Raw genomic sequence first — 21,855 nt, 5'->3', positions numbered from 1 at the left:
ATGAGTGAACATATTTGATGGAAGAAAAAGAAAAAGTCATATTAGTAGGCTGTCAATTGCCACAAGATGATGATGAAAAATTTATGCATTCCATGAAAGAGCTTGCATCACTAGCGAAGACTGCACGAGCAGAATTGTTAGTGTCAACAACGCAAAAACGACCAAAGTTTCATCCGGCAACTTACATAGGTAAAGGGAAATTAGAAGAGCTTACAATGTTAACTCAAGAATTAGAGCCGGATGTTATTGTATTTAATAATGAATTAACGCCGAGTCAAATTCGGAATTTATCCTCAGTATTAAATGCGAGAGTAATTGATCGAACGCAACTAATACTGGATATTTTTGCGCAACGTGCGAAGTCGAGGGAAGGTAAGCTTCAAGTAGAATTAGCTCAGTTGCAATATACAATGCCGCGTCTTATGGGGCAAGGATTGTCCTTATCGCGTCTTGGTGGTGGTATTGGAACGAGAGGACCAGGTGAGACGAAATTAGAGACGGATCGTCGTCATATTCGATCCCGTATTGATGAAATAAAGAAACAACTTGCAGTTGTTGTGGAACATCGAAAAAGATATCGAGAGAGAAGAAAAGATAATAAAGTATTTCAAGTTTCGTTAATAGGGTATACAAATGCAGGGAAATCGACACTGTTTAATAGATTAACGGAAGCTGATACGTTTGAAGAAAACCTTCTGTTTGCAACATTAGACCCAACGACGAGGAAGATGCCGTTACCTTCTGGTTATACAGTATTACTAACTGATACTGTTGGTTTTATACAAGATTTACCCACTTCATTAATCGCTGCTTTTCGTTCGACACTAGAAGAAGCGGGGGAAGCAGATGTCATTTTACATGTAGTTGATTCCGCGGATCCTAACTACATAGGGCATGAAAAAACAGTAAAACGATTATTATCAGAACTTGAAATTAACCATATTCCTATTATTACGTTATATAATAAAAAAGATGAATTACATCAAAACTTTATTCCGTTTCCGAAAAGTGATTTCTTAATGACTAGTGCTTTTGAAGAAAGTGATTTATTGCGTATAAAAGAAGCGATAGAAACGAAGATGAAGAAAGAAATGGATTGTTATCGAGTGGAAATCCCTCCGAGTGAAGGTAAGTTGTTAACGCTTTTAAAGACGGAAACTCTATTAGCAAAGATGGAGTTTCTGGAAGATAAATTTGTATATGATTGTGCAGGGTATATTTTTACTCATTCATCGCTTAATGTGCAATTAAAGAGATTTTTAGTGGAAGAAGGAGAAAATAAAAATGTTTGATCGTTTGAAAAATGGAGAAAAAATTGCTCCAATTGTAAAAGAAGTAGAGAGTCAGATTACAGAAGTACATAAACGTGCGGATGAAGTGATTGAAAGTAATCAGTTTCGTGTATTAGAAAGTTTTCGGAAACATAAAATTAGTGACTCGCATTTTATCCCGACAACAGGTTATGGTTATGATGATATTGGCCGTGATACGTTAGAAAAAGTGTATGCTGATGTATTTGGGGCGGAAGCTGGACTTGTTCGTCCGCAAATTATTTCAGGTACTCACGCTATCTCTACAGCGTTATTTGGTATTTTACGCCCGGGAGATGAGTTATTGTATATCACTGGGAAACCGTATGATACGTTAGAGGAAATTGTTGGTGTACGTGGGAAAGGTGTAGGTTCATTTAAAGAATATAATATCGGTTACAATGCAGTTCCGCTAACTAGTGCTGGGCTTGTTGATTTTGAGGCTGTTGCAGCAGCGATTCATAATAATACGAAAATGATCGGTATTCAGCGCTCGAAAGGTTATGCTACTCGTCCATCGTTTACTATTTCTCAAATTAAAGAGATGATCGCGTTTGTTAAAGAAATTAAACCTGATGTTGTTGTGTTTGTAGATAACTGTTATGGCGAGTTTATTGAAGAGCAAGAGCCATGTCATGTTGGTGCAGATTTAATGGCGGGTTCGCTTATTAAAAACCCGGGCGGCGGAATTGTTAAAACTGGTGGTTATATTGTCGGGAAAGAACAGTATGTTGAAGCGTGTGCATATCGTTTAACATCTCCGGGAATTGGTGCGGAAGCTGGAGCGTCTTTATACAGTCTGCAAGAAATGTATCAAGGGTTCTTCTTAGCGCCACATGTTGCAGGGCAAGCGCTGAAAGGTGCGATTTTTACAGCTGCGTTTTTAGAAAAGTTAGGAATGAACACGTCACCAGCGTGGAATGCACCAAGAACAGACTTAATTCAATCGGTTCAATTTGATGATAAAGACCGTATGATTGCCTTCTGCCAAGCGATTCAATATGCATCTCCAATTAATTCGCATTTTACTCCGTATGCAAACTATATGCCAGGTTATGAAGATGATGTAATCATGGCGGCGGGAACGTTTATTCAAGGTGCAAGCATTGAATTGTCTGCTGATGGTCCAATTAGACCGCCATATGTTGCGTATGTGCAAGGTGGCTTAACGTATTCGCATGTTAAAATTGCGATTTGTTCTGCGATTGACGAATTGATTGAAAAGAATTTATTAACAATTTCTTAAAGGGAAGCTGTCGATGTCGGCAGCTTTTTTCGTATAAAAGTAATAATTTATGCGATTAGAAAAAAGAATGAAAAAATTTATAAAAAAATTATAAAAAATCATGTAAGAAAAGCTAACATCTATTGACACTAAACATAACATGGTATAAAATGAGAAGCAGTTAAGGCGAAGGAGGAACTGAAAAATGAAAGAAGATAGACGTTCTGCCCCGCTGTTTCCTATTGGTATTGTTATGGATTTAACACAATTGTCTGCACGTCAAATTCGCTACTATGAAGAGCATAATCTTGTTTCTCCAACCCGTACAAAAGGGAATCGTAGATTATTTTCATTTAACGATGTAGATAAGTTGTTAGAAATTAAAGATTTGTTAGATCAAGGCTTGAATATGGCTGGTATTAAACAAGTGTTACTAATGAAAGAAAATCAAACAGAAGCAGTGAAAGTAAAAGAAGAAACGAAAGAAATTTCAAAAACTGAGCTTCGCAAAATACTTCGAGATGAACTACAACATACAGGTAGATTCAATCGAACTTCATTGCGACAAGGTGACATTTCAAGATTTTTTCACTAACGATAACTGATTCTGAAGGCGATTAGAGGGACTAAGGAGGAATTTATAATGTCTAGATACACAAAAGAAGATATTTTCCGTTTGGCGAAAGAAGAGAATGTAAAGTATATCCGTTTACAATTTACGGACCTTTTAGGGGTAATTAAAAACGTAGAGATTCCAGTGAGACAATTAACGAAAGCTCTTGATAACAAAATGATGTTTGATGGATCTTCGATTGAAGGTTTCGTACGTATTGAAGAGTCTGATATGTATTTATATCCTGATTTAGACACTTGGGTAATTTTCCCTTGGACAGCTGAAAAAGGTAAAGTAGCTCGACTAATCTGTGATATTTACAATGCAGATGGCACTCCATTTGATGGAGACCCACGTAACAACTTAAAACGTGTGTTAAAAGAAATGGAAGCTTTAGGATTTTCAGACTTCAATCTTGGACCAGAGCCAGAATTCTTCCTATTTAAGGTTGATGAAAAAGGAAATCCAACATTAGAACTAAACGATAACGGTGGATACTTCGACCTTGCGCCGATGGATCTAGGGGAAAACTGTCGTCGTGATATCGTTCTTGAACTTGAAGAAATGGGATTTGAAATTGAAGCATCTCACCATGAGGTTGCTCCAGGACAGCACGAAATTGACTTTAAATATGCAAATGCAATTCGCTCATGTGATGACATTCAAACATTCAAACTTGTTGTAAAAACAATTGCTCGTAAACATGGTTTACACGCAACGTTTATGCCAAAACCACTATACGGTGTGAACGGTTCAGGTATGCACTGTAACTTATCATTATTTAAAAATGGTGAGAACGTATTCTTTGATGCAAACGGTGACTTACAATTAAGTGATGATGCTCGTCACTTCATCGCAGGTATTTTAAAACATGCACCAGCATTTACAGCGATAGCAAACCCAACTGTAAACTCATATAAACGTCTAGTACCTGGATATGAAGCGCCTTGTTACGTAGCATGGTCTGCACAAAACCGTAGTCCGTTAGTACGTATCCCTGCATCTCGTGGTATTAGTACACGCGTAGAAGTGCGTAGTGTTGACCCAGCTGCAAACCCATATTTAGTAATGGCTACATTATTAGCTGCAGGTCTTGATGGAATTAAAAACAAATTAACTCCACCAGCAGCAGTAGATCGTAACATCTATGTAATGACAAAAGAAGAGCGCGAAGAAGCAGGTATCGTTGACTTACCAGCAACATTAGCGCAAGCATTAGTTACATTACAATCTAATGAAGTAGTATGCGGTGCACTAGGAGAACACTTACTTGAGCACTTCATCGAAGCGAAAGAGATTGAGTGGGATATCTTTAGAACACAAGTTCACCAATGGGAACGCGATCAATATATGTCTCTATACTAAGAGGCTTGAACCCTTGATACAACTAGTATCAAGGGTTTTTTAATTCCCTATTATTACAATTTTATGTGGTTGCAAAATGAAAAACAACCACATAAAAGCCAATAATTAATAACAAGTAGTGATATCATAGAAAAACATTATCAGATAAACGTAAGTTTTATATAATTTATGAACTAAAAAAGCCTTGATACTACGGTATCAGGGCTTTTTTAGTGAAGTTATTGGATATATTAACTACTAGATAATGGATTGTTTTTGGTTATTTTGAATCATGTTACTAAGAAAATCTTTTCAAAAGAATTGATTTTATCTTTTTTAAATCACTTGTGCTATAACTTAATAATTCTTTACTGCCTGTACAACGCGAGCGATGATTTTTATGTCCTCATCTGCAAGGCTATAAGTTTGTGGCTTGTGAATCAGATTATCACTCAATGATATTAACGTAATGATGCTTAGTTATAACACAGTCTTATTCAGGATTTCGTTAGTTCATTTTCTAAATTTAGGGAATAAATATAGTTTAGTACCTTGCAATAAACAATACTAAGTGGTATATTATGGATAAAACAGGTACCGTGTATTGAACAGTACTAAGATAGGAAAGGAGGATGGCACTTGAACGTTCAGTTTAAAAAAGGTGTGCTTGAACTTTGTGTATTAGCACTTGTAAAACGTAAAGATAGTTACGGTTATGAACTTGTTCAGCAAATTTCTAATAAATTTTTAATATCGGAAGGGTCAGTATACCCTTTATTACGTCGTTTGACGAAAGAAGGGTATTTTCAAACGTATTTAAAGGAATCTACGGAAGGGCCACCTCGTAAATATTATCAATTAACAGAGCAAGGGGAGACGCAATTTCATTTGTTAGTAACAGAATGGCGTGATTTTGCGAAAGGGGTACAAGAAATTATTGAAGGGGTGGAATGGGATGAGTAAAGAAGGGTTTCTTAAAGAATTATCAAGTTATCTTAGAAAGTTACCAGAGGAAGAGAGGCAAGATATTTTATTGGATTATGAAGAGCACTTTCAGTTTGGACTAGAAGAGGGGAAAACTGAATCGGAAATAATACAGGGCCTTGGTTCTCCGAAAGTAATCGCGAAAGAATTACTTGCGATGTATCGCTTCGATGAAATGAAAAAAAATCCATCGACTTCAAATGTGACAAGAGCTGTTATGGCAGCGATTGGACTTAGTTTGTTTAATTTTATTATTGTGTTAGGCCCGTTAGTCGCAATTATTGCTTTTATATTTTCTTTTTGGATCGGTGGTATTGCTAGTGTAGTAACACCATTTTTCGTTATTGGAAAAGTATTTATGGGTACTTTTATATGGTTGGATCTTTTCGTTAGTATAACGTTTGTTGGGGTAGGTTTATTTTTATGTATTATCGCTTTTTATAGTACAAAGTGGTTTAAGAGATTGTGTGTACGATATGTAATATGGAACTTCAAAATGATAAAAGGAGAGTAAATGATGAAAAAACTATTTTTAATCGCTATCGCTTGTATCATTATTGGAGTAATAGGAATTTCCCAAACATATGAAAAAGCAGTACAAACTGCTGAAAAAGGCGATAAAGAAAATGTAATTAAAAACGAAACATTAAAAAATATAGAAGTTAAGTTAGATGCCGGGGATATTATTGTCCAAAAATCTCCTGACTCTTCTTTTTATGTAAAGCAATCGGGAGATGTACGTAAACAAGAGATTCGTATCGCAGAAGATGGTGACACATTAAAAATTATTGGGGAAAGAGAAAAAGGTGCTTCATTTGATTTTTCTTTTTACGATTTTAGGTTTCAAACGTCTAAATTGACTCTCCTTGTGCCCGAACGCTCTTACCAAGATGTAAAAGTAAATTCATCTGCTGGACAAATCGAAATGAGTGATGTGAAAAGTGATAGCGTAAGTGTTAGGACACTTGCTGGAGAAGTAGAGTTGAAACAAGTAACGGCTAAGAATGTGGAGGGATCGACAAAAGCTGGTGAGGTGAACTTTAAGAAGGTATTAGGGAAAGTGACCGCAAAAACAACAAGTGGGGAAATAAATATTCAAGATCATGATTCTAAGTATAATCTAGAAGCAAGTTCAACTGCGGGAGATATAGATATTACTTTATCGGAAAAACCACAAGATGCGGTAATTACTGGGCAAAGTGCTGCTGGAGATGTAACAATTTTTAATGAAGAAAATAAAAATGTAACAATTGGAAATGGTAGTAAAAAGATTAGCGGTAAAACGGCTGTGGGAGATGTGACGATTGAAACTCGTTAATAAGAAATAGAATGCATGGAAATCTATCAAAATACAAAAAGAAGATAATTACCGTATATAAATAAGGTAATTATCTTCTTTTTGTTATTTTTAATGTAAATCACGATATACGCCAATTACTTTCCCGATAACTGACACTTGTTTTAAAATGATAGGTTCTAATGAAGAGTTTTCTGGTTGTAGACGGAAATGGTCTTTTTCTTTATAGAAACGTTTAACTGTTGCTTCGTTATCCTCTGTTAAAGCGACTACAATTTCACCATTATATGCAGACTGCTGTTGGCGAACAACAACTAAATCTCCATCGAAAATACCAGCTTCAATCATACTATCTCCAGAAATACGTAACATGAACACTTGGTCTGCTCCAGCAACAATACTAGCTGGAAGTGGGAAATGTTCTTCTACGCTTTCGACCGCTGTAATTGGTAAACCAGCAGTGACTTTTCCGACAATTGGAACTTGAATAACAGATTGTGTTTCCGTATCCATTCGGTCTTCACCTAAAATTTCAATGGCACGTGGTTTTGTTGGATCGCGTCGAATGTATCCTTTTTCTTCTAATCGTGATAAATGTCCGTGCACTGTAGAACTAGAAGCGAGGCCGACTGCTTGACCAATTTCACGTACGGAAGGTGGATATCCTTTTTCTTGTACTTTTAGCTTAATAAAGTCGAGAATGTCTTGCTGGCGTTTCGTTAACTTTTCCATGTTTTCTAACACCTCGTTTTCTTTCATTTTTCTTATTAATAAGTATAACATGTGAAAAAACATTCTACAAACATAAGTTCGAACAAATGGCGGATTTATGTTACACTATAGGGAAATAATAGGGAGAAAGAGGGGTTCAAAATGAATGCAATTATTTATGCACGTGTGAGTACAACGAAAGAAGCGCAAGAAACATCATTATTACGTCAAAAAGATGAATTATTGCATTTAGCTGAGCGCTATCAAATGAATGTTACTAAGGTGATTGAAGAGCAGGCTAGTGGATATACAATTGAACGTGACGGTATATTAGAGGTGTTGGATACAATTCGAGACGAACAAATTGATGTGTTACTTATACAAGATGAAACGCGTCTTGGTAGAGGAAATGCGAAGATCGCGTTAATGCATTGTTTACATAAAGAAGGCATAAAAGTATATACGCATACACATAATGGTGAATTACAATTGTCGGATTCTGATTCAATGGTATTAGATATTATTGGTATTGTTGAAGAATATCAAAGAAAGATTCATAATTTGAAAATTAAACGAGGTATGCAACGTGCAGTAGAAAAAGGTTATCGTCCAGAAAAAAATTTAAAAAATCGTCATTTAAGTGTAGGAAGAGAGAAAAAAGAAGTGCCAATTGAGGAAATTGTACGTTTGCGAAAAAGTGAACTCACGTTTGAAGAAATTGCAGCAACATTACGTGGATTTGGTCATAATGTTTCAAAGGCGACTGTACATCGTAGATATGTAGAGTATACGAAGCAATTGCTTGATAAAGAAGAGTAACTATTGTATGATAATAATCAGTTTTGATTAGAAGGGGGATTCGAGATGATTAATCACGAACTCGTTGAACGCATTAACTTCTTAGCGAAAAAAGCAAAAGCTGAAGGTTTAACTGAAGAAGAGCAACGTGAGCGTCAATCGCTACGTGAACAATATTTAAAAGGATTTCGTCAAAATATGTTAAACGAACTTAAAGGTATTAAAGTTGTTAACGAAGAAGGTACAGATGTTACACCGACGAAATTAAAAGCTTTAAAAAAGCAAGATAATGCAAAATTAAATTAAAAGATGGGCGAAGCCCATCTTTTTTATATGTAAAAATCGTTATTTAATAACTTTCCAGTTGTTATTAACTGTTGCTTCTATCGTTTTATGTTCCAATATATAATTAGCGATAAGTTCAGACATATCTGTGGGTATATCTTTTACTACCGGTTTGTTTTGAAACATAAAGAAATTTCCCCCGCCACTTGCACGATAATTATTCATTACAACGTCATATTCTTCATTCATATTAAGAGGAGCACTGTTATGCTGTAAAGATTCTACTCTTTCACCAATTGGTTTTGAAATGTTTAATACGTATGAAATCCCTTCCCACATATCATAATTATAATGTTGTGGCTTTGGTTCTATGTAGGTAGGACTTACGGTGATGGATCCATCTGTTTTTAATGTGAAATAAGAAGCAGAGAGTTCAAGAGCATTTTTTATATCCGCTCCAGTTATTCTAATTACTTTTAATGTGTTTGGATAAATATAATTAGAAACGATGTCACGCATTGTTACATGTTCCGGGAAACCTGGAGATGTATTATGGAACAAACTTGTACAAGAAATTGATACATTAGCTATATCCATCTGTATTTTATTTATGAATTCGATAAAAGGATGATCATGCAAACGAGTTTGCATAGCATCTGAAATTTGCATATCCCCCTGAATGATTCCAATAGGTTGATCAAGCCACTTTTGTGTTTTCTCTTCGTAATCGGCTACCAATGAAAGTACATCTTGGTCAGCCTCAACTCCTTGTACAGATAATAATTCAGAAGAACTCTCTTTTTTAACCCATTTATGTTTTGTTTTTTCGAATGTTATTTTTACTTTTCCAACTGAGTTTCCATTACATCCGGTCTGTAAAATTGTTACACCGTTAGCCATTGTGTGAGCAATTTCCCGGTGTTGGTGACCTGTTAATAAAATATCTATGTCTTCAATTTCATGGCACATTGCATATCCTTGGTTTTCTCCTGTTAAAACTTCAGTCGGTACCCCGGTTTGTAAATCTCGTTCAACTCCCCCGTGATACGCTACGACTAGTAAATCTGGTTTCTCATGTTTGCGAATGTAAGAAACCCACTTTTTCGTTGTTTCTAATGCATCTTCAAATTGTAAGTCTTTAATGTGATGGGGTTGTTCCCAATTGGTAATGTAGTGCGTTGTCACCCCTAAAATAGCGATTTTTATATTGGATTCAATCTGTTTGATTATATAAGGTTTTCCGAAATAAGGTTTCTTTATGTTTTTATCTAAAATGTTTGCTGATAGGTACGGGAAGTTCGCAGTAGTCACAGCGTTATTTAATATACCCATCCCGTAATTAAACTCATGATTGCCGATAATTGCAGCGTCATACTGTAAGTAATTCGCTAATAAGGACATTGGGTTTTTTTTGTTTTTTTCGTATGTAACATAATGATAAGTAAATGGTGTTCCTTGAATAAAGTCGCCATTATCAATTAAAAGAACGTTTGTATTTTGGGAACGTTCTTTTTTTATAAGAGTAGAAATTTTAGCTAAACCAAGTTCTGCTGGGGAGTTATCTTGGTAGTGAATAGGATAAACAGTGCCATGTATATCGCTTGTTAATAAGATGTTTAAAGTTACAGTTTGATTTTGTTCCAATATGACTCACCTTTTCTATTGTTATCTTCCAATTCATCATATCAAATATGTGAAGAGAATTTTAATGTGAGTGTATAGAATGTGTGAAGATTCTGTAAATAATCAATTATTTGTAAAAATATGTGATATATTTCTTCATGTTTATGAAAGGTTATTTTATAACAATGAAAAATGGAGGCATTAATATGTTGAAAAAAGTTTTTGCAATGAGCACAACAGTTGTACTAGCAGCGGGATTATTAAGTGGCTGTGGAACGAAGGAATCAAGTGCAAGTAAAAATGAAGATACGAAAAAAGGGTATGTACCGAAGACTTTAAATGTTCAATTTGTTCCTTCTCAAAATGCAGATACGTTAGAGGCGAAGGCAAAACCGCTTGAGAAGCTATTAAGTGATAAGTTAAATATTCCAGTAAAAGTTAGTATTTCAACGAACTACAATACAATTGTAGAAGCGATGGCATCTAAACAAGTAGATGTAGGATTTTTACCGCCAACAGCGTACGTATTAGCACATGAAAAGAAGGCTGCAAATGTAATTTTACAAGCACAACGTTTTGGAGTAGAGGATGAAACAGGAGCTCCTACAAAAGATTTAGTAGATTATTATAAATCTGAGTTTGTTGTTAAAAAAGACTCTAATATAAATAGTGTAAAAGATTTAAAAGGTAAAAAGATTGGTTATCAAGATGTAACATCATCAGCAGGGTATGTATGGCCTGCAGCTGTTCTATTAAAAGAGGGAATTGATCCGTTAAAAGATGTGAAACCTGTTACATTAAAAGGTCACGATCAGTCGCTTATTGCTCTTTTAAATGGTGACGTAGATGCAGCTGTTGTATTCCAAGATGCTCGTAATATTGTAAAAAAAGATTATCCGAATATATTCGAGCAAACGAAAATAGTGAAATTTACGGAGAAAATTCCAAACGATACGATTTCGGTACGTTCTGATTTAGATGAAGAGTGGAGCAAGAAATTACAGGATGCTTTCATTGAAATTGGAAAAAATGAGGAAGGTCACAAAATCATTAAAGAAGTATATTCACATGAAGGATATGTTAAATCTGATGATAGTAAATTTGACATCGTTCGTGAATATGGGAAGAAAGTAAAAACGCAATAATACATATGGAAATGGCAGCTAGCTGAAAGGGAATGTTTTCAGTTAGTTTGCCGTTTTGAATACATAGAAGGTAGGTAAGATGTGTGATAGAATTTCGAAATGTCTCCAAAGTGTATCCAAATGGTACAAAAGGATTGAATAATATAAACTTGAAAATTCAAAAAGGTGAGTTTGTTGTAATGGTAGGGCTGTCCGGAGCTGGAAAGTCTACACTTCTAAAATCGGTAAATCGTCTTCATGAGATTACAGAAGGCGAAATCATGATTGAATGTGAGTCTATTACTGCTGCAAAAGGAAAAGATTTACGACGTATGCGCCGGGATATTGGTATGATCTTTCAAAGTTTTAACCTTGTAAAGCGATCAACAGTATTGAAGAATGTATTAGCTGGCCGTGTTGGATATCATTCGACATTGCGTACAACGTTAGGTTTGTTTCCGAAAGAGGATGTGGAGCTCGCATTTCAAGCGTTAAAAAGAGTGAATATTTTAGAAAAAGCATATGCACGTGCTGATGAATTATCAGGAGGACAACAACAACGTGTATCGATAGCTAGAGCATTGGCGCAAGAAGCAAAAATCATATTGGCAGATGAACCTGTTGCGTCGTTAGATCCGCTAACAACAAAGCAAGTATTAGATGATTTAAAGAAAATTAATGAAGATTTTGGAATTACAACAATTGTAAACTTACATTCTATTGCTTTAGCTAGGCAATATGCGACGCGTATTATTGGATTACATGCAGGCGAAATTGTTTTTGATGGTTTAGTAGAAGCAGCAACGGATGAAAAGTTTGCTGAAATTTATGGTGACGTAGCACAGAAAAGTGAATTGTTAGAGGTGGCAGCTAAATGAATGATGTGACGATATATTCGAAGTCGATACCGAAGCCGCCGAGTAAGTTAAAACATATGTTAACGTTTATTCTATTCATTTTACTGTTGTGGGGAAGTAGTATACAGGTCGACGCATCATTTTCAAAGCTAGTAGTTGGTTTTCCTAATATAATGGATTTGTTAAAAGAAATGGTGCCGCCAGATTGGAGTTATTTTCAAGTTATTACAACAGCAATGTTAGATACAATACGTATGGCGATTATTGGGACGACTTTAGGAGCGATTTTAGCTATTCCACTTGCACTGTTTGCGGCAAGTAATGTGTTTACTAGTACATTTTTATACAGTCCAGCTCGATTGATTTTAAATTTTATTCGAACGATACCAGATTTATTATTAGCGGCAATTTTCGTAGCTATTTTTGGAATAGGACCACTTCCGGGTATTTTAGCTCTTACTTTTTTCTCAATTGGGCTCGTGGCGAAATTGTTGTATGAATCAATTGAATCAATTGACCCTGGCCCACTAGAAGCGATGACAGTTGTAGGGGCTAATAAGGTGCAATGGATTGTTTATGGAGTCATTCCACAAGTAAAAGCACACTTTGTTTCCTATGTACTATATACATTTGAGGTGAATGTACGGGCAGCGGCTGTCCTAGGTTTAGTAGGAGCAGGTGGTATTGGACTATATTATGATCGTACACTTGGATTTTTACAATATCAACAAACTGCATCTATTATCATCTATACTCTTGTTGTTGTATTGGTAATTGATTATGTAAGTACATTGTTGCGGGAGAAATTATAATGAGTAAAACGACGATAATCGTACCAAAACCGAAGAAACCGAGTGTGTATCGCTCGTTTATTTTTATAGCACTTACATTTGTTTATATATGGGCTTTTTCAGGAGTACCGCTAGAGGGAATAAAGGAAACGGCGGGAGAAATTACAAAAGCAATTATGACAGGGATATTGACTCCAGACTGGTCGTATGTATCTTTGCCAGATGGTGAAGATTTATTACATGGATTAATTGATACGTTGGCAATTGCGATATTAGGTACATTTATTTCTGCATTTTTATCTGTTCCGTTTGCTTTTTGGGCGGCAACGAATATGAGTAGTGGAAAATTAACTTCAGGATTTGGGAAATTTGTACTTAGTTTTGTTCGTACGTTTCCTGAATTAGTTATGGCTCTTTTATTTATAAAAGCTGTTGGTCCAGGCTCTTTTGCAGGAGTATTAGCCTTAGGATTGCATTCTATTGGAATGTTAGGAAAACTATATTCAGAAGGAATTGAAAACATAGATAAAGGACCGACGGAAGCGTTACTAGCAACAGGAGCAAATCGTTTTCAAATACTTTGGTATGCGGTGTTACCGCAAGTGTTACCAGATTTTCTATCGTATACGTTATACAGATTTGAAATTAATGTACGATCCGCTGCGATTTTAGGAGTTATCGGAGCAGGAGGGATTGGTACACCTTTAATTTTTGCGCTGAGTTCACGGAATTGGTCTCGTGTTGGTATTATTTTATTAGGTATTATTTTAATGGTAATTATAATTGATTTGATTTCAAGCTCGATTCGGAAACGGATTGTTTAACTTATTTGAAAAGCATCGAAGTTAGATGCTTTTTTATGTTTTTAAAAACTTATTTAAAAAAGTAAGTGTAGAAGAAATTTGTATAAATATACAGATAATTCCCTTTCTTTTTAAAATAAAAATAATGAAAAAGTATGTCATATTGAATGCCCATACATTCCCGGATACATTGATTTTTTTATAAAAAATCAAAAAAATATCAACATATTTGTCGATACATGTTGTATAATCTTGCGTGGGAAGCTATCATATAAATGTATAAAACGTTTACTAATATAAGCGAAGGGAAGAATAGCATGTCACATTCAATCGAACAACTTTCTATCAACACGATTCGCACATTATCCATCGATGCGATTGAAAAAGCAAACTCTGGTCACCCAGGAATGCCAATGGGTGCAGCACCAATGGCTTATACATTATGGACTCAATTTATGAAACACAATCCAAATAACCCAACGTGGTTTAACCGTGATCGTTTCGTATTATCTGCAGGTCATGGTTCAATGTTATTATACAGCCTACTTCACCTATCTGGTTATGATGTAACAATGGATGACTTAAAGAACTTCCGTCAATGGGGAAGCAAAACTCCAGGACATCCTGAGTATGGTCATACAGCTGGTGTAGATGCAACGACTGGTCCACTTGGACAAGGTATTGCAACTGCTGTAGGTATGGCAATGGCTGAAAGACATTTAGCTGCTAAATATAACCGTGATGCGTATAATGTAGTAGATCATTATACATACGCTATTTGTGGTGATGGAGATTTAATGGAGGGCGTTTCTGCTGAAGCATCTTCATTAGCTGCTCATTTACAATTAGGTCGTCTTGTTGTGCTTTACGATTCAAACGATATTTCATTAGATGGCGATTTAAATCGTTCATTCTCTGAAAGTGTAGAAGATCGTTACAAAGCATACGGATGGCAAGTAATCCGTGTTGAGGATGGAAACGATATTGAAGCAATCGCGAAAGCAATTGAAGAAGCGAAAGCTGACGAAAAACGCCCAACGCTAATTGAAGTAAGAACGACAATTGGTTTCGGTTCTCCAAACAAATCAGGAAAATCAGCTTCACATGGTTCTCCACTTGGTGTAGAAGAAACAAAATTAACGAAAGAAGCATATGCTTGGACTGCTGAGCAAGACTTCCACGTAGCAGAAGAAGTATATGACAACTTCCGTAAAACAGTACAAGATGTTGGTGAAACTGCGCAAGCTGAGTGGAACACGATGCTAGGTGAATATGCACAAGCATACCCAGAATTAGCAAACGAATTCCAAGCAGCAATGAACGGTCAACTTCCAGAAGGTTGGGAGCAAAACTTACCAACTTATGAATTAGGATCAAAAGCAGCAACTCGTAATTCTTCTGGTGCTGTAATTAATGCAATTGCAGAGTCTGTACCATCATTCTTCGGTGGATCTGCTGACCTTGCTGGTTCTAACAAAACATACATGAATAACGAAAAAGACTTTACAAGAGATGATTACAGCGGTAAAAACATTTGGTACGGTGTACGTGAGTTCGCAATGGGTGCAGCAATGAACGGTATTGCACTACATGGTGGTTTAAAAACTTACGGTGGTACGTTCTTCGTATTCTCTGATTACTTACGTCCAGCAATTCGCCTTGCAGCATTAATGCAATTGCCAGTAACGTATGTATTCACACATGACAGTATCGCTGTTGGTGAAGATGGTCCAACACATGAACCAATCGAGCAATTAGCAGCGCTTCGTGCAATGCCAAACGTTTCTGTTATCCGTCCTGCTGATGGTAACGAATCTGTTGCAGCTTGGAGACTAGCTTTAGAATCTACAAACAAACCAACTGCTTTAGTATTAACTCGTCAAGACCTTCCAACATTAGAAGGTGCAAAAGATGATACGTATGAAAAAGTAGCAAAAGGTGCATATGTAGTTTCTGCAAGCAAGAAAGAAACGGCTGACGTAATCTTACTTGCAACTGGATCTGAAGTAAGCCTAGCTGTTGAAGCTCAAAAAGCATTAGCAGTAGACGGCGTTGACGCAGCTGTTGTCAGCATGCCATCTATGGATCGCTTCGAAGCTCAAACTGCAGAGTACAAAGAATCTGTATTACCAAAAGCAGTAACAAAACGTTTCGCAATCGAAATGGGTGCTACATTCGGATGGCACCGTTACGTAGGTCTTGAAGGAGATGTGTTAGGTATCGATACATTCGGTGCTTCTGCTCCTGGTGAGAAGATTATGGAAGAGTATGGATTTACTGTAGAGAACGTTGTTCGTAAAGTAAAAGAAATGCTTTAATCATTTCAGAAAAATCTCTCCGGCATGGAGAGGTTTTTCTATGTAAATGAGTTTTTTCGACAGAAAAAGTTTTTTATCTCTCCGCAGTCAGACAATCATTGCAAATTTTCTTATATATAATGAAGAGAAAAGGTTGTCCAGATTGGGAGTGGAAAAATGAAAACGTATGAATTGTATTTAATTCAAGAGGATATTGCGAAAGCTTATTTTGGTCGTGAATATTTGTTTTTTGATTTATTTGCTCGATTTTCAGAATCTGGGTCCCTTTCGGAGAAAAAAGTGTTATATAAGCAAATGATGTATATAACGATGCCATTGCAAGTAATGAAAATTCATCATAAATTAGAACAAGCTTTGCGCGTTCTTGGTAAATATGATAGAACACATCATACACATACACTTTATACGGGAGCGGAGTACGGCGAAATAATGGTGAAACCGCACTATATTCGTATGAATACCTCTGGAAATGTCTCTATGGAAACGACGTTCTTTGAGGTGTTAAGAAAGTGTGAATTAACATTTTTAGCTATGGATTATGAAAATACAAAGTACGGATGGCTGAATCCTCTAAAACAAGTACGAACATATGTGTAAAAAATGTCGAATTGTATCTTGTCTTATTGAAAAGGTTTTAGTACACTGTAAGGTAGACAACATGAAGGAGGAAAATATATGCCAATTTGGTTAGGTATTCTAGTGGGCGTAGTAGCACTAGTAGCAGGCGTGGCGTTAGGATTTTTCATTGCCCGCAAATACATGATGAATTACTTACAAAAAAATCCACCAATTAACGAACAAATGTTAAAAATGATGATGATGCAAATGGGACAAAAACCTTCCCAAAAGAAAATCAATCAAATGATGAGCGCAATGAACAAGCAACAAATGAAATAAGCGCTAAAAGACACTCGCTAAGAGTGTCTTTCTTTTTGTTAGTTATAGTTTTTAAAACTTTTAAAAATTCTGTATTTTTGGTAAACTGAAAACATCGCTCATTTTAAGGGAGGAGGAAAAAAATGAAAGTGTTTATGAATTTAGCGTGGTTTTTTAAACAAGAAAAACGAGCGTACATAACTGGAATTATTTTATTGTTTGGCGTTGCACTTTTAGAACTTGTAGCACCAAAAGTAATTGGAATCGTTGTAGATGAAATTAATGATGGAACATTGACGACCGATAAGTTACTAAAATGGGTTGTACTATTAGTAATTGTAGGTATTACGATGTACATATTACGTTACATATGGCGTATTATGATTTTCGGGTCTTCATTAAAATTAGCTCGCCAATTACGAAAAAATTTGTATGAACATTTTACAAAGATGAGTCCATCTTTCTATCAGTCAAATCGGACAGGTGATTTAATGGCACATGCGACCAATGATATTCAAGCGATCCAGCAAACTGCTGGAGCAGGTGTTTTGACGCTTGTTGACTCATTAGCTGTCGGAGGATGTGTACTCGTAGCGATGGGTTTTACAATTAGTTGGAAGTTAACATTATTAAGTTTAATTCCAATGCCGATTGTAGCTATTTCGACAAATTATTATGGAACTTTATTACATAAAAGGTTTCATAAAGCACAGCAATCGTTTTCGGAAATCAATGATAAAGTGCAAGAGAGTATGAGTGGAATGAAAGTGATTCGCTCGCTTGGACAAGAGAAAGAAGATTTACAGGCGTTTCGAAGAAAATCAGAAGATGTTGTACATAAAAATGTGTTAGTTGCACGTATTGATTCGTTATTTGATCCGACAATCTCTCTTATCGTTGGATTTTCTTTTTTAATCGCAGTATGTTACGGATCGGTATTAGTTGTAAGAGGTGAATTAACAGTAGGTGATCTCGTTACATTTACGACATATTTAGGTACCCTCGTTTGGCCAATGTTAGCGTTTGGATGGTTATTCAATATTATGGAGCGTGGGCGTGCTTCATATGACCGTGTAGAAAAAATTCTTTCACAAAAATCAGATGTAGTAAATAGCGAAAATGCTGTACATACAATAGCGAGCGGTAATGTTTCGTTTGCCGTTGATTCATTTTCGTATAAGAAAAATGAATTGTTACATTTAAACGATATTCACTTTGATTTGAAGAAGGGCGAAACGCTAGGAGTTGTAGGACGTACAGGCGCAGGGAAAACGACTTTATTAAAATGTTTAATCCGTGAGTATGATCATTTTAATGGTGAATTAAAAATTGGGGAGCGAGATATTCGAGATATAACACTTCATGGTGTCCGTTCTGCCATTTCATACGTGCCGCAAGATCATTTTTTATTTTCAGCAAGTATTGGCGAGAATATTGCCTTTGGAAAGGCGGATGCTACATATAATGAAATTACCCAAGCAGCAGAGATTGCTTGTATTCATAATGACATCCTCCAATTTTCAGAAGGATATGAAACAGTAGTAGGGGAAAGAGGTGTTTCGTTATCTGGTGGTCAAAAACAGCGAATCTCTATTGCTCGTGCTTTATTAACAAATGCTGAAATTTTAATTTTGGATGATTGTTTATCAGCGGTAGATGCAAAAACAGAAGAGACGATTTTAAGTGCCTTAAAGAGGGAGAGAGCAGGGAAAACGACGATTATTACTGCACACCGATTAAGTGCAATTCAGCATGCCAATCTTATTCTTGTTGTTGATGAAGGTAGAATTGTACAAAGAGGTACACATGAGGAATTAATGAAGGAAAACGGCTGGTATAAGGAAATGTATGAAAGCCAGCAATTAGAAGCTTTAGTCGAGAAAGGAGGCGTATGATGGTAGAGAAGAAGCGAAGTGATTTAAGTAGATTGCTTTCCTATATGAAGCCATATAAAGGGTTACTATCTTTAGCATTTATCTTTTTAGTTGGTGCGACAGTAACGGAAATGATGGGTCCTTTTTTAATTAAACAATTCCTCGATGAACACCTAGTACCGCGGGATTTTGAACGATCAGCGCTCGTTACTTTATTTGTAATTTACATAGTTGCTCATTTATTAAAAGTACTATTTACGTATTTAAATCTATTGTACTTTCAGAACATTGCTTTTAAGATTGTTCAAGATATGCGAGTTGAAGTATATGAACATGTTCAAAAGCTGTCATTAAGTTTCTTTGATCGTACGCCGATTGGTACACTTGTATCGCGTATAACAAATGATACGGAAGCGATTAAAGATTTTTATGTCAGTGTATTATCAACATTTGTAAAAAATGTAGTCTTTTTAGTAGGTATTTTAGTAGCGATGTTTTTATTAGATGTAAAATTAGCGCTATTTTCTCTCGTATTAATTCCGATAATGTTTGCGATTATGGTATTATATCGCCGGAAAAGTGCAGCTTTTTATTTAGAAGTACGTAATCAACTAAGCGTGTTAAATGCAAAGTTGAACGAGTCCATACAAGGAATGAATATTGTTCAAGTGTTCAGACAAGAAAAACGTATGAGAAAAGAGTTTGAAGAAGTGAATAATAAACATTATAGTGCAGGGCGACGTACTTTGAAGTTAGACGCATTACTTTTACGACCAGCTACGGATTTAGTACATATTGTAGCTATTGCGTTAGTACTAGGTTTATTTGGGATTGATGCTTTAAAGAGCCCTGTTGAAGTAGGAGTTTTATATGCTTTTGTTAACTATATACATCGTTTCTTCCAACCTGTAAATGAGATGATGATGAAATTGTCCTTCTTCCAACAGGCACTTGTTTCGTCATCACGTGTATTTCATTTAATGGACGAGAAAGATTTAGCACCGGTTCAAAAAGGCAATGAGAATCCTCAAATCGTGGATGGAGATATTGAATTTAAAAATGTTACTTTTTCATATGATGGAAAGCGTGACGTTTTAAAAAATGTATCATTTCACGTGAAACAAGGGCAAACGGTTGCTTTTGTTGGGCATACTGGTAGCGGAAAAAGTACGATTATGAATTTGTTAATGCGATTTTATAATATTAAGTCAGGAAATATTGTAATAGACGGTGTAGATTTAGAAAAATTTGAAGAACGAGAAATTAGAAAGAAAATAGGACTCGTATTGCAAGATGCATTTTTATTTGCTGGAAATGTAAAGCAAAATATTCGTATGTATAATGAAGAAATTACGGATGAAGAAGTAAAAGAAGCTGCTCGATTTGTGCAAGCGAATACGTTTATTGAAAAGTTACCAAAACAGTATGAAACAGAAGTAGTAGAAAGAGGTGCAGCATTTTCAAGCGGTCAACGACAATTAATTGCTTTTGCTAGAACGATAGCAACGAATCCGAAAGTATTAGTATTAGATGAAGCAACAGCTAATATCGATACAGAAACAGAAGAGGCTATTCAAACAGCGTTGCAACAAATGCGAAAAGGTAGAACGACGATAGCCATTGCGCATAGGTTATCTACAATTCAAGATGCGGATCAAATTTTTGTGATGCATGATGGAGAGATAGTAGAGAGAGGGACACATCAAGAATTATTAAGTGAGCAAGGTTTGTATTATAATATGTATTTGCTACAAAATAAAGTGAGTTTGCAAAAGGCCTTGTAATACAAGGTCTTTTTTATTTTGTATACAAAATATGTTTACTCTTTGTTTCTATAGCATAAATGTCGTGTCCTCTTATGAAACTTGTACATATTGTATGTATACGAAGTAAAAAAATGATAGGAGATTTTATATGCAAAACAGATCAAGTTCAAATGTTACGTTTATTGATGTGTCTCATTGGGAAGGGAATATTGATTGGAATGCAGTGAAGGCATCTGGAATTCCAGCAGCGTATGCAAAAGCGACAGAAGGTGTAAACTACATTGATCCTACTTTTACTAAGAATGTACAAGCAGCACGAAATGCGAATGTATTAATTGGTGCATACCATTTTGCACGCCCAGAACAAAATGATGCAATTTCAGAGGCAAAATATTTTGTGAGTATATTACAAAATAACCAGACAGACTTAATGCCAGTTCTGGATTTAGAATCACCAATAGATCCGAGTAACAGTAATTTAACTGGTAACGCTATATCGAATTGGGCAAGAAGCTTCATAAATTATGTGAAACAGGCTACTGGAAAAGATGTAATGTTATATACAGGAGTTTGGTATATTAATGAGTTCGGAATTAGCGGATTAAGTGATATACCGCTTTGGATTGCTAAATACTCGAGTACACCGCCTGCTGATGCTGGTGGATGGACAACGTGGACAGCGTGGCAGTACACAGATTCTGGACAAATTTCAGGCGTAGGAAATTGTGATGTATCAGCTGCAGTTTCATTAGAAGCTTTAAAAGGGAATGGAGCAAGTGGTGGAGGTAATGTTTCCCCGCCTAATAATGCAACTCCAGTGTACGGGGTTGCTATAATTAATGGAGATAATGTGAATTTGAGAAGTGGACCATCTTTGCAGTCTAGTGTAATTCGCCAATTGAATCGTGGCGAAACATATGAAGTTTGGGGAGAACAAGATGGATGGCTTTGTTTAGGGACAAATCAGTGGGTATATAATGATCCGAGTTATATTCAGTATAAACATTATGTGGCGACTATTACTGGTGATAATGTAAATTTGCGTGATGCTCCATCATTAAATGGAAATGTTATAAGACAGTTACATCATGGTGAATCGTATCGAGTATGGAGTAAGCAAGATGGATGGCTTTGCTTAGGGACAAATCAATGGATATACTATGATCCAAGTTATATTCAGTATGGTGTACAATAGAGTGAAAATAAAAGGTGCCCCGTCAGAGGTGCCTTTTATTAAAAATATACAACTTTTACAA

The 21,855-nt window shown here is 35.8% G+C and carries 21 protein-coding genes and 1 pseudogene; 19 read left to right on the top strand and 3 right to left on the bottom strand.

The window, feature by feature from the left end; translation table 11 throughout:
• The first annotated feature begins 17 nt into the window (after positions 1-17).
• From hflX to glnA, 4 genes are all read left to right on the top strand, one after another.
• Positions 18-1,292, top strand: coding sequence for a GTPase HflX (hflX, locus tag V7S45_RS18110; RefSeq protein WP_025686812.1), 1,275 nt, complete (start codon positions 18-20; stop codon positions 1,290-1,292).
• Positions 1,285-2,556, top strand: a complete 1,272-nt coding sequence (locus V7S45_RS18105; RefSeq protein ID WP_025686811.1) for an aminotransferase class I/II-fold pyridoxal phosphate-dependent enzyme — start codon at positions 1,285-1,287, stop codon at positions 2,554-2,556. The genes hflX and V7S45_RS18105 overlap by 8 nt, the downstream gene beginning before the upstream one ends.
• A gap of 184 nt (positions 2,557-2,740) precedes the next feature.
• A complete protein-coding gene (gene glnR, locus V7S45_RS18100) occupies positions 2,741-3,130 on the top strand; it encodes a transcriptional repressor GlnR (RefSeq protein ID WP_000656783.1) in 390 nt (129 codons plus the stop codon).
• A gap of 48 nt (positions 3,131-3,178) precedes the next feature.
• Complete coding sequence (gene glnA, locus V7S45_RS18095; protein ID WP_000092763.1) at positions 3,179-4,513, top strand: type I glutamate--ammonia ligase; 1,335 nt, start codon at positions 3,179-3,181, stop codon at positions 4,511-4,513.
• 336 nt (positions 4,514-4,849) lie between these two features.
• On the opposite strand, the pseudogene V7S45_RS18090 reads toward glnA, so the two are convergent.
• Positions 4,850-4,969: pseudogene (locus tag V7S45_RS18090) on the bottom strand (LexA family transcriptional regulator); the annotation flags it as partial.
• A gap of 162 nt (positions 4,970-5,131) precedes the next feature.
• Between V7S45_RS18090 and V7S45_RS18085 the strand changes: the two are divergent.
• From V7S45_RS18085 to V7S45_RS18075, 3 genes are read left to right on the top strand one after another with little or no spacing between them, the layout of a single operon-like run.
• Positions 5,132-5,455, top strand: coding sequence for a PadR family transcriptional regulator (locus tag V7S45_RS18085; RefSeq protein ID WP_001102628.1), 324 nt, complete (start codon positions 5,132-5,134; stop codon positions 5,453-5,455).
• Positions 5,448-5,990 carry a DUF1700 domain-containing protein gene (locus tag V7S45_RS18080; protein WP_000031382.1) on the top strand — a complete coding sequence of 181 codons (543 nt, stop codon included), beginning with the start codon at positions 5,448-5,450 and terminating at the stop codon, positions 5,988-5,990. The genes V7S45_RS18085 and V7S45_RS18080 overlap by 8 nt, the downstream gene beginning before the upstream one ends.
• Positions 5,991-6,794 (top strand): DUF4097 family beta strand repeat-containing protein, encoded by an 804-nt coding sequence (locus V7S45_RS18075; protein ID WP_342761454.1) that lies wholly within the window; start codon positions 5,991-5,993, stop codon positions 6,792-6,794.
• A 90-nt stretch (positions 6,795-6,884) separates the two neighbouring features.
• On the opposite strand, the gene lexA is transcribed toward V7S45_RS18075, so the two are convergent.
• Entirely contained in the window at positions 6,885-7,505 is a 621-nt protein-coding gene (gene lexA / locus V7S45_RS18070) for a transcriptional repressor LexA (protein WP_000413738.1), read from the bottom strand.
• 141 nt (positions 7,506-7,646) lie between these two features.
• On the opposite strand from lexA, the gene V7S45_RS18065 reads away from it, so the two are divergent.
• Complete coding sequence (locus V7S45_RS18065) at positions 7,647-8,303, top strand: recombinase family protein (RefSeq protein ID WP_000991469.1); 657 nt, start codon at positions 7,647-7,649, stop codon at positions 8,301-8,303.
• Between the two features lie 45 nt (positions 8,304-8,348).
• Positions 8,349-8,588 carry a DUF896 domain-containing protein gene (locus V7S45_RS18060; RefSeq protein WP_000607015.1) on the top strand — a complete coding sequence of 80 codons (240 nt, stop codon included), beginning with the start codon at positions 8,349-8,351 and terminating at the stop codon, positions 8,586-8,588.
• Between the two features lie 39 nt (positions 8,589-8,627).
• On the opposite strand, the gene V7S45_RS18055 is transcribed toward V7S45_RS18060, so the two are convergent.
• Positions 8,628-10,211 carry a bifunctional metallophosphatase/5'-nucleotidase gene (locus V7S45_RS18055; RefSeq protein WP_000437456.1) on the bottom strand — a complete coding sequence of 528 codons (1,584 nt, stop codon included), beginning with the start codon at positions 10,209-10,211 and terminating at the stop codon, positions 8,628-8,630.
• A 185-nt stretch (positions 10,212-10,396) separates the two neighbouring features.
• Here V7S45_RS18055 and V7S45_RS18050 point away from each other — a divergent pair, with 185 nt between their 5' ends.
• The 10 genes from V7S45_RS18050 (at position 10,397) to V7S45_RS18005 (ending at position 21,794) form a co-directional block, all read left to right on the top strand.
• A complete protein-coding gene (locus V7S45_RS18050; protein WP_000915065.1) occupies positions 10,397-11,335 on the top strand; it encodes a phosphate/phosphite/phosphonate ABC transporter substrate-binding protein in 939 nt (312 codons plus the stop codon).
• 83 nt (positions 11,336-11,418) lie between these two features.
• A complete protein-coding gene (gene phnC, locus V7S45_RS18045) occupies positions 11,419-12,192 on the top strand; it encodes a phosphonate ABC transporter ATP-binding protein (protein WP_000569244.1) in 774 nt (257 codons plus the stop codon).
• Positions 12,189-12,983 carry a phosphonate ABC transporter, permease protein PhnE gene (gene phnE, locus V7S45_RS18040; RefSeq protein WP_342761453.1) on the top strand — a complete coding sequence of 265 codons (795 nt, stop codon included), beginning with the start codon at positions 12,189-12,191 and terminating at the stop codon, positions 12,981-12,983. The genes phnC and phnE (V7S45_RS18040) overlap by 4 nt, the downstream gene beginning before the upstream one ends.
• Positions 12,983-13,786 (top strand): phosphonate ABC transporter, permease protein PhnE, encoded by an 804-nt coding sequence (gene phnE, locus V7S45_RS18035; RefSeq protein WP_000047897.1) that lies wholly within the window; start codon positions 12,983-12,985, stop codon positions 13,784-13,786. Before phnE (V7S45_RS18040) ends, phnE (V7S45_RS18035) begins: the two co-directional genes overlap by 1 nt.
• Positions 13,787-14,082: 296 nt before the next feature.
• On the top strand, positions 14,083-16,083 hold the full coding sequence (gene tkt / locus V7S45_RS18030) for a transketolase (RefSeq protein ID WP_000019766.1): 2,001 nt from the start codon (positions 14,083-14,085) through the stop codon (positions 16,081-16,083).
• Between the two features lie 156 nt (positions 16,084-16,239).
• Positions 16,240-16,680: a sporulation inhibitor of replication protein SirA gene (sirA, locus tag V7S45_RS18025; RefSeq protein ID WP_000860645.1), complete on the top strand. Its 441-nt coding sequence runs from the start codon at positions 16,240-16,242 to the stop codon at positions 16,678-16,680.
• A gap of 78 nt (positions 16,681-16,758) precedes the next feature.
• Complete coding sequence (locus V7S45_RS18020; RefSeq protein WP_001123317.1) at positions 16,759-16,980, top strand: YneF family protein; 222 nt, start codon at positions 16,759-16,761, stop codon at positions 16,978-16,980.
• A 122-nt stretch (positions 16,981-17,102) separates the two neighbouring features.
• Positions 17,103-18,854, top strand: coding sequence for an ABC transporter transmembrane domain-containing protein (locus V7S45_RS18015; protein WP_000862455.1), 1,752 nt, complete (start codon positions 17,103-17,105; stop codon positions 18,852-18,854).
• Complete coding sequence (locus tag V7S45_RS18010) at positions 18,854-20,617, top strand: ABC transporter ATP-binding protein (protein WP_000229520.1); 1,764 nt, start codon at positions 18,854-18,856, stop codon at positions 20,615-20,617. Before V7S45_RS18015 ends, V7S45_RS18010 begins: the two co-directional genes overlap by 1 nt.
• 130 nt (positions 20,618-20,747) lie before the next feature.
• On the top strand, positions 20,748-21,794 hold the full coding sequence (locus V7S45_RS18005) for a GH25 family lysozyme (RefSeq protein WP_001181393.1): 1,047 nt from the start codon (positions 20,748-20,750) through the stop codon (positions 21,792-21,794).
• Positions 21,795-21,855 lie beyond the last annotated feature (61 nt).

This window comes from Bacillus sp. BR3(2024) (genome assembly GCF_039134555.1).
Lineage (GTDB): Bacteria > Bacillota > Bacilli > Bacillales > Bacillaceae_G > Bacillus_A > Bacillus_A cereus.
Note: the sequence above shows the minus strand (reverse complement) of the source record. Positions and strands in the feature narration are given on the sequence as shown.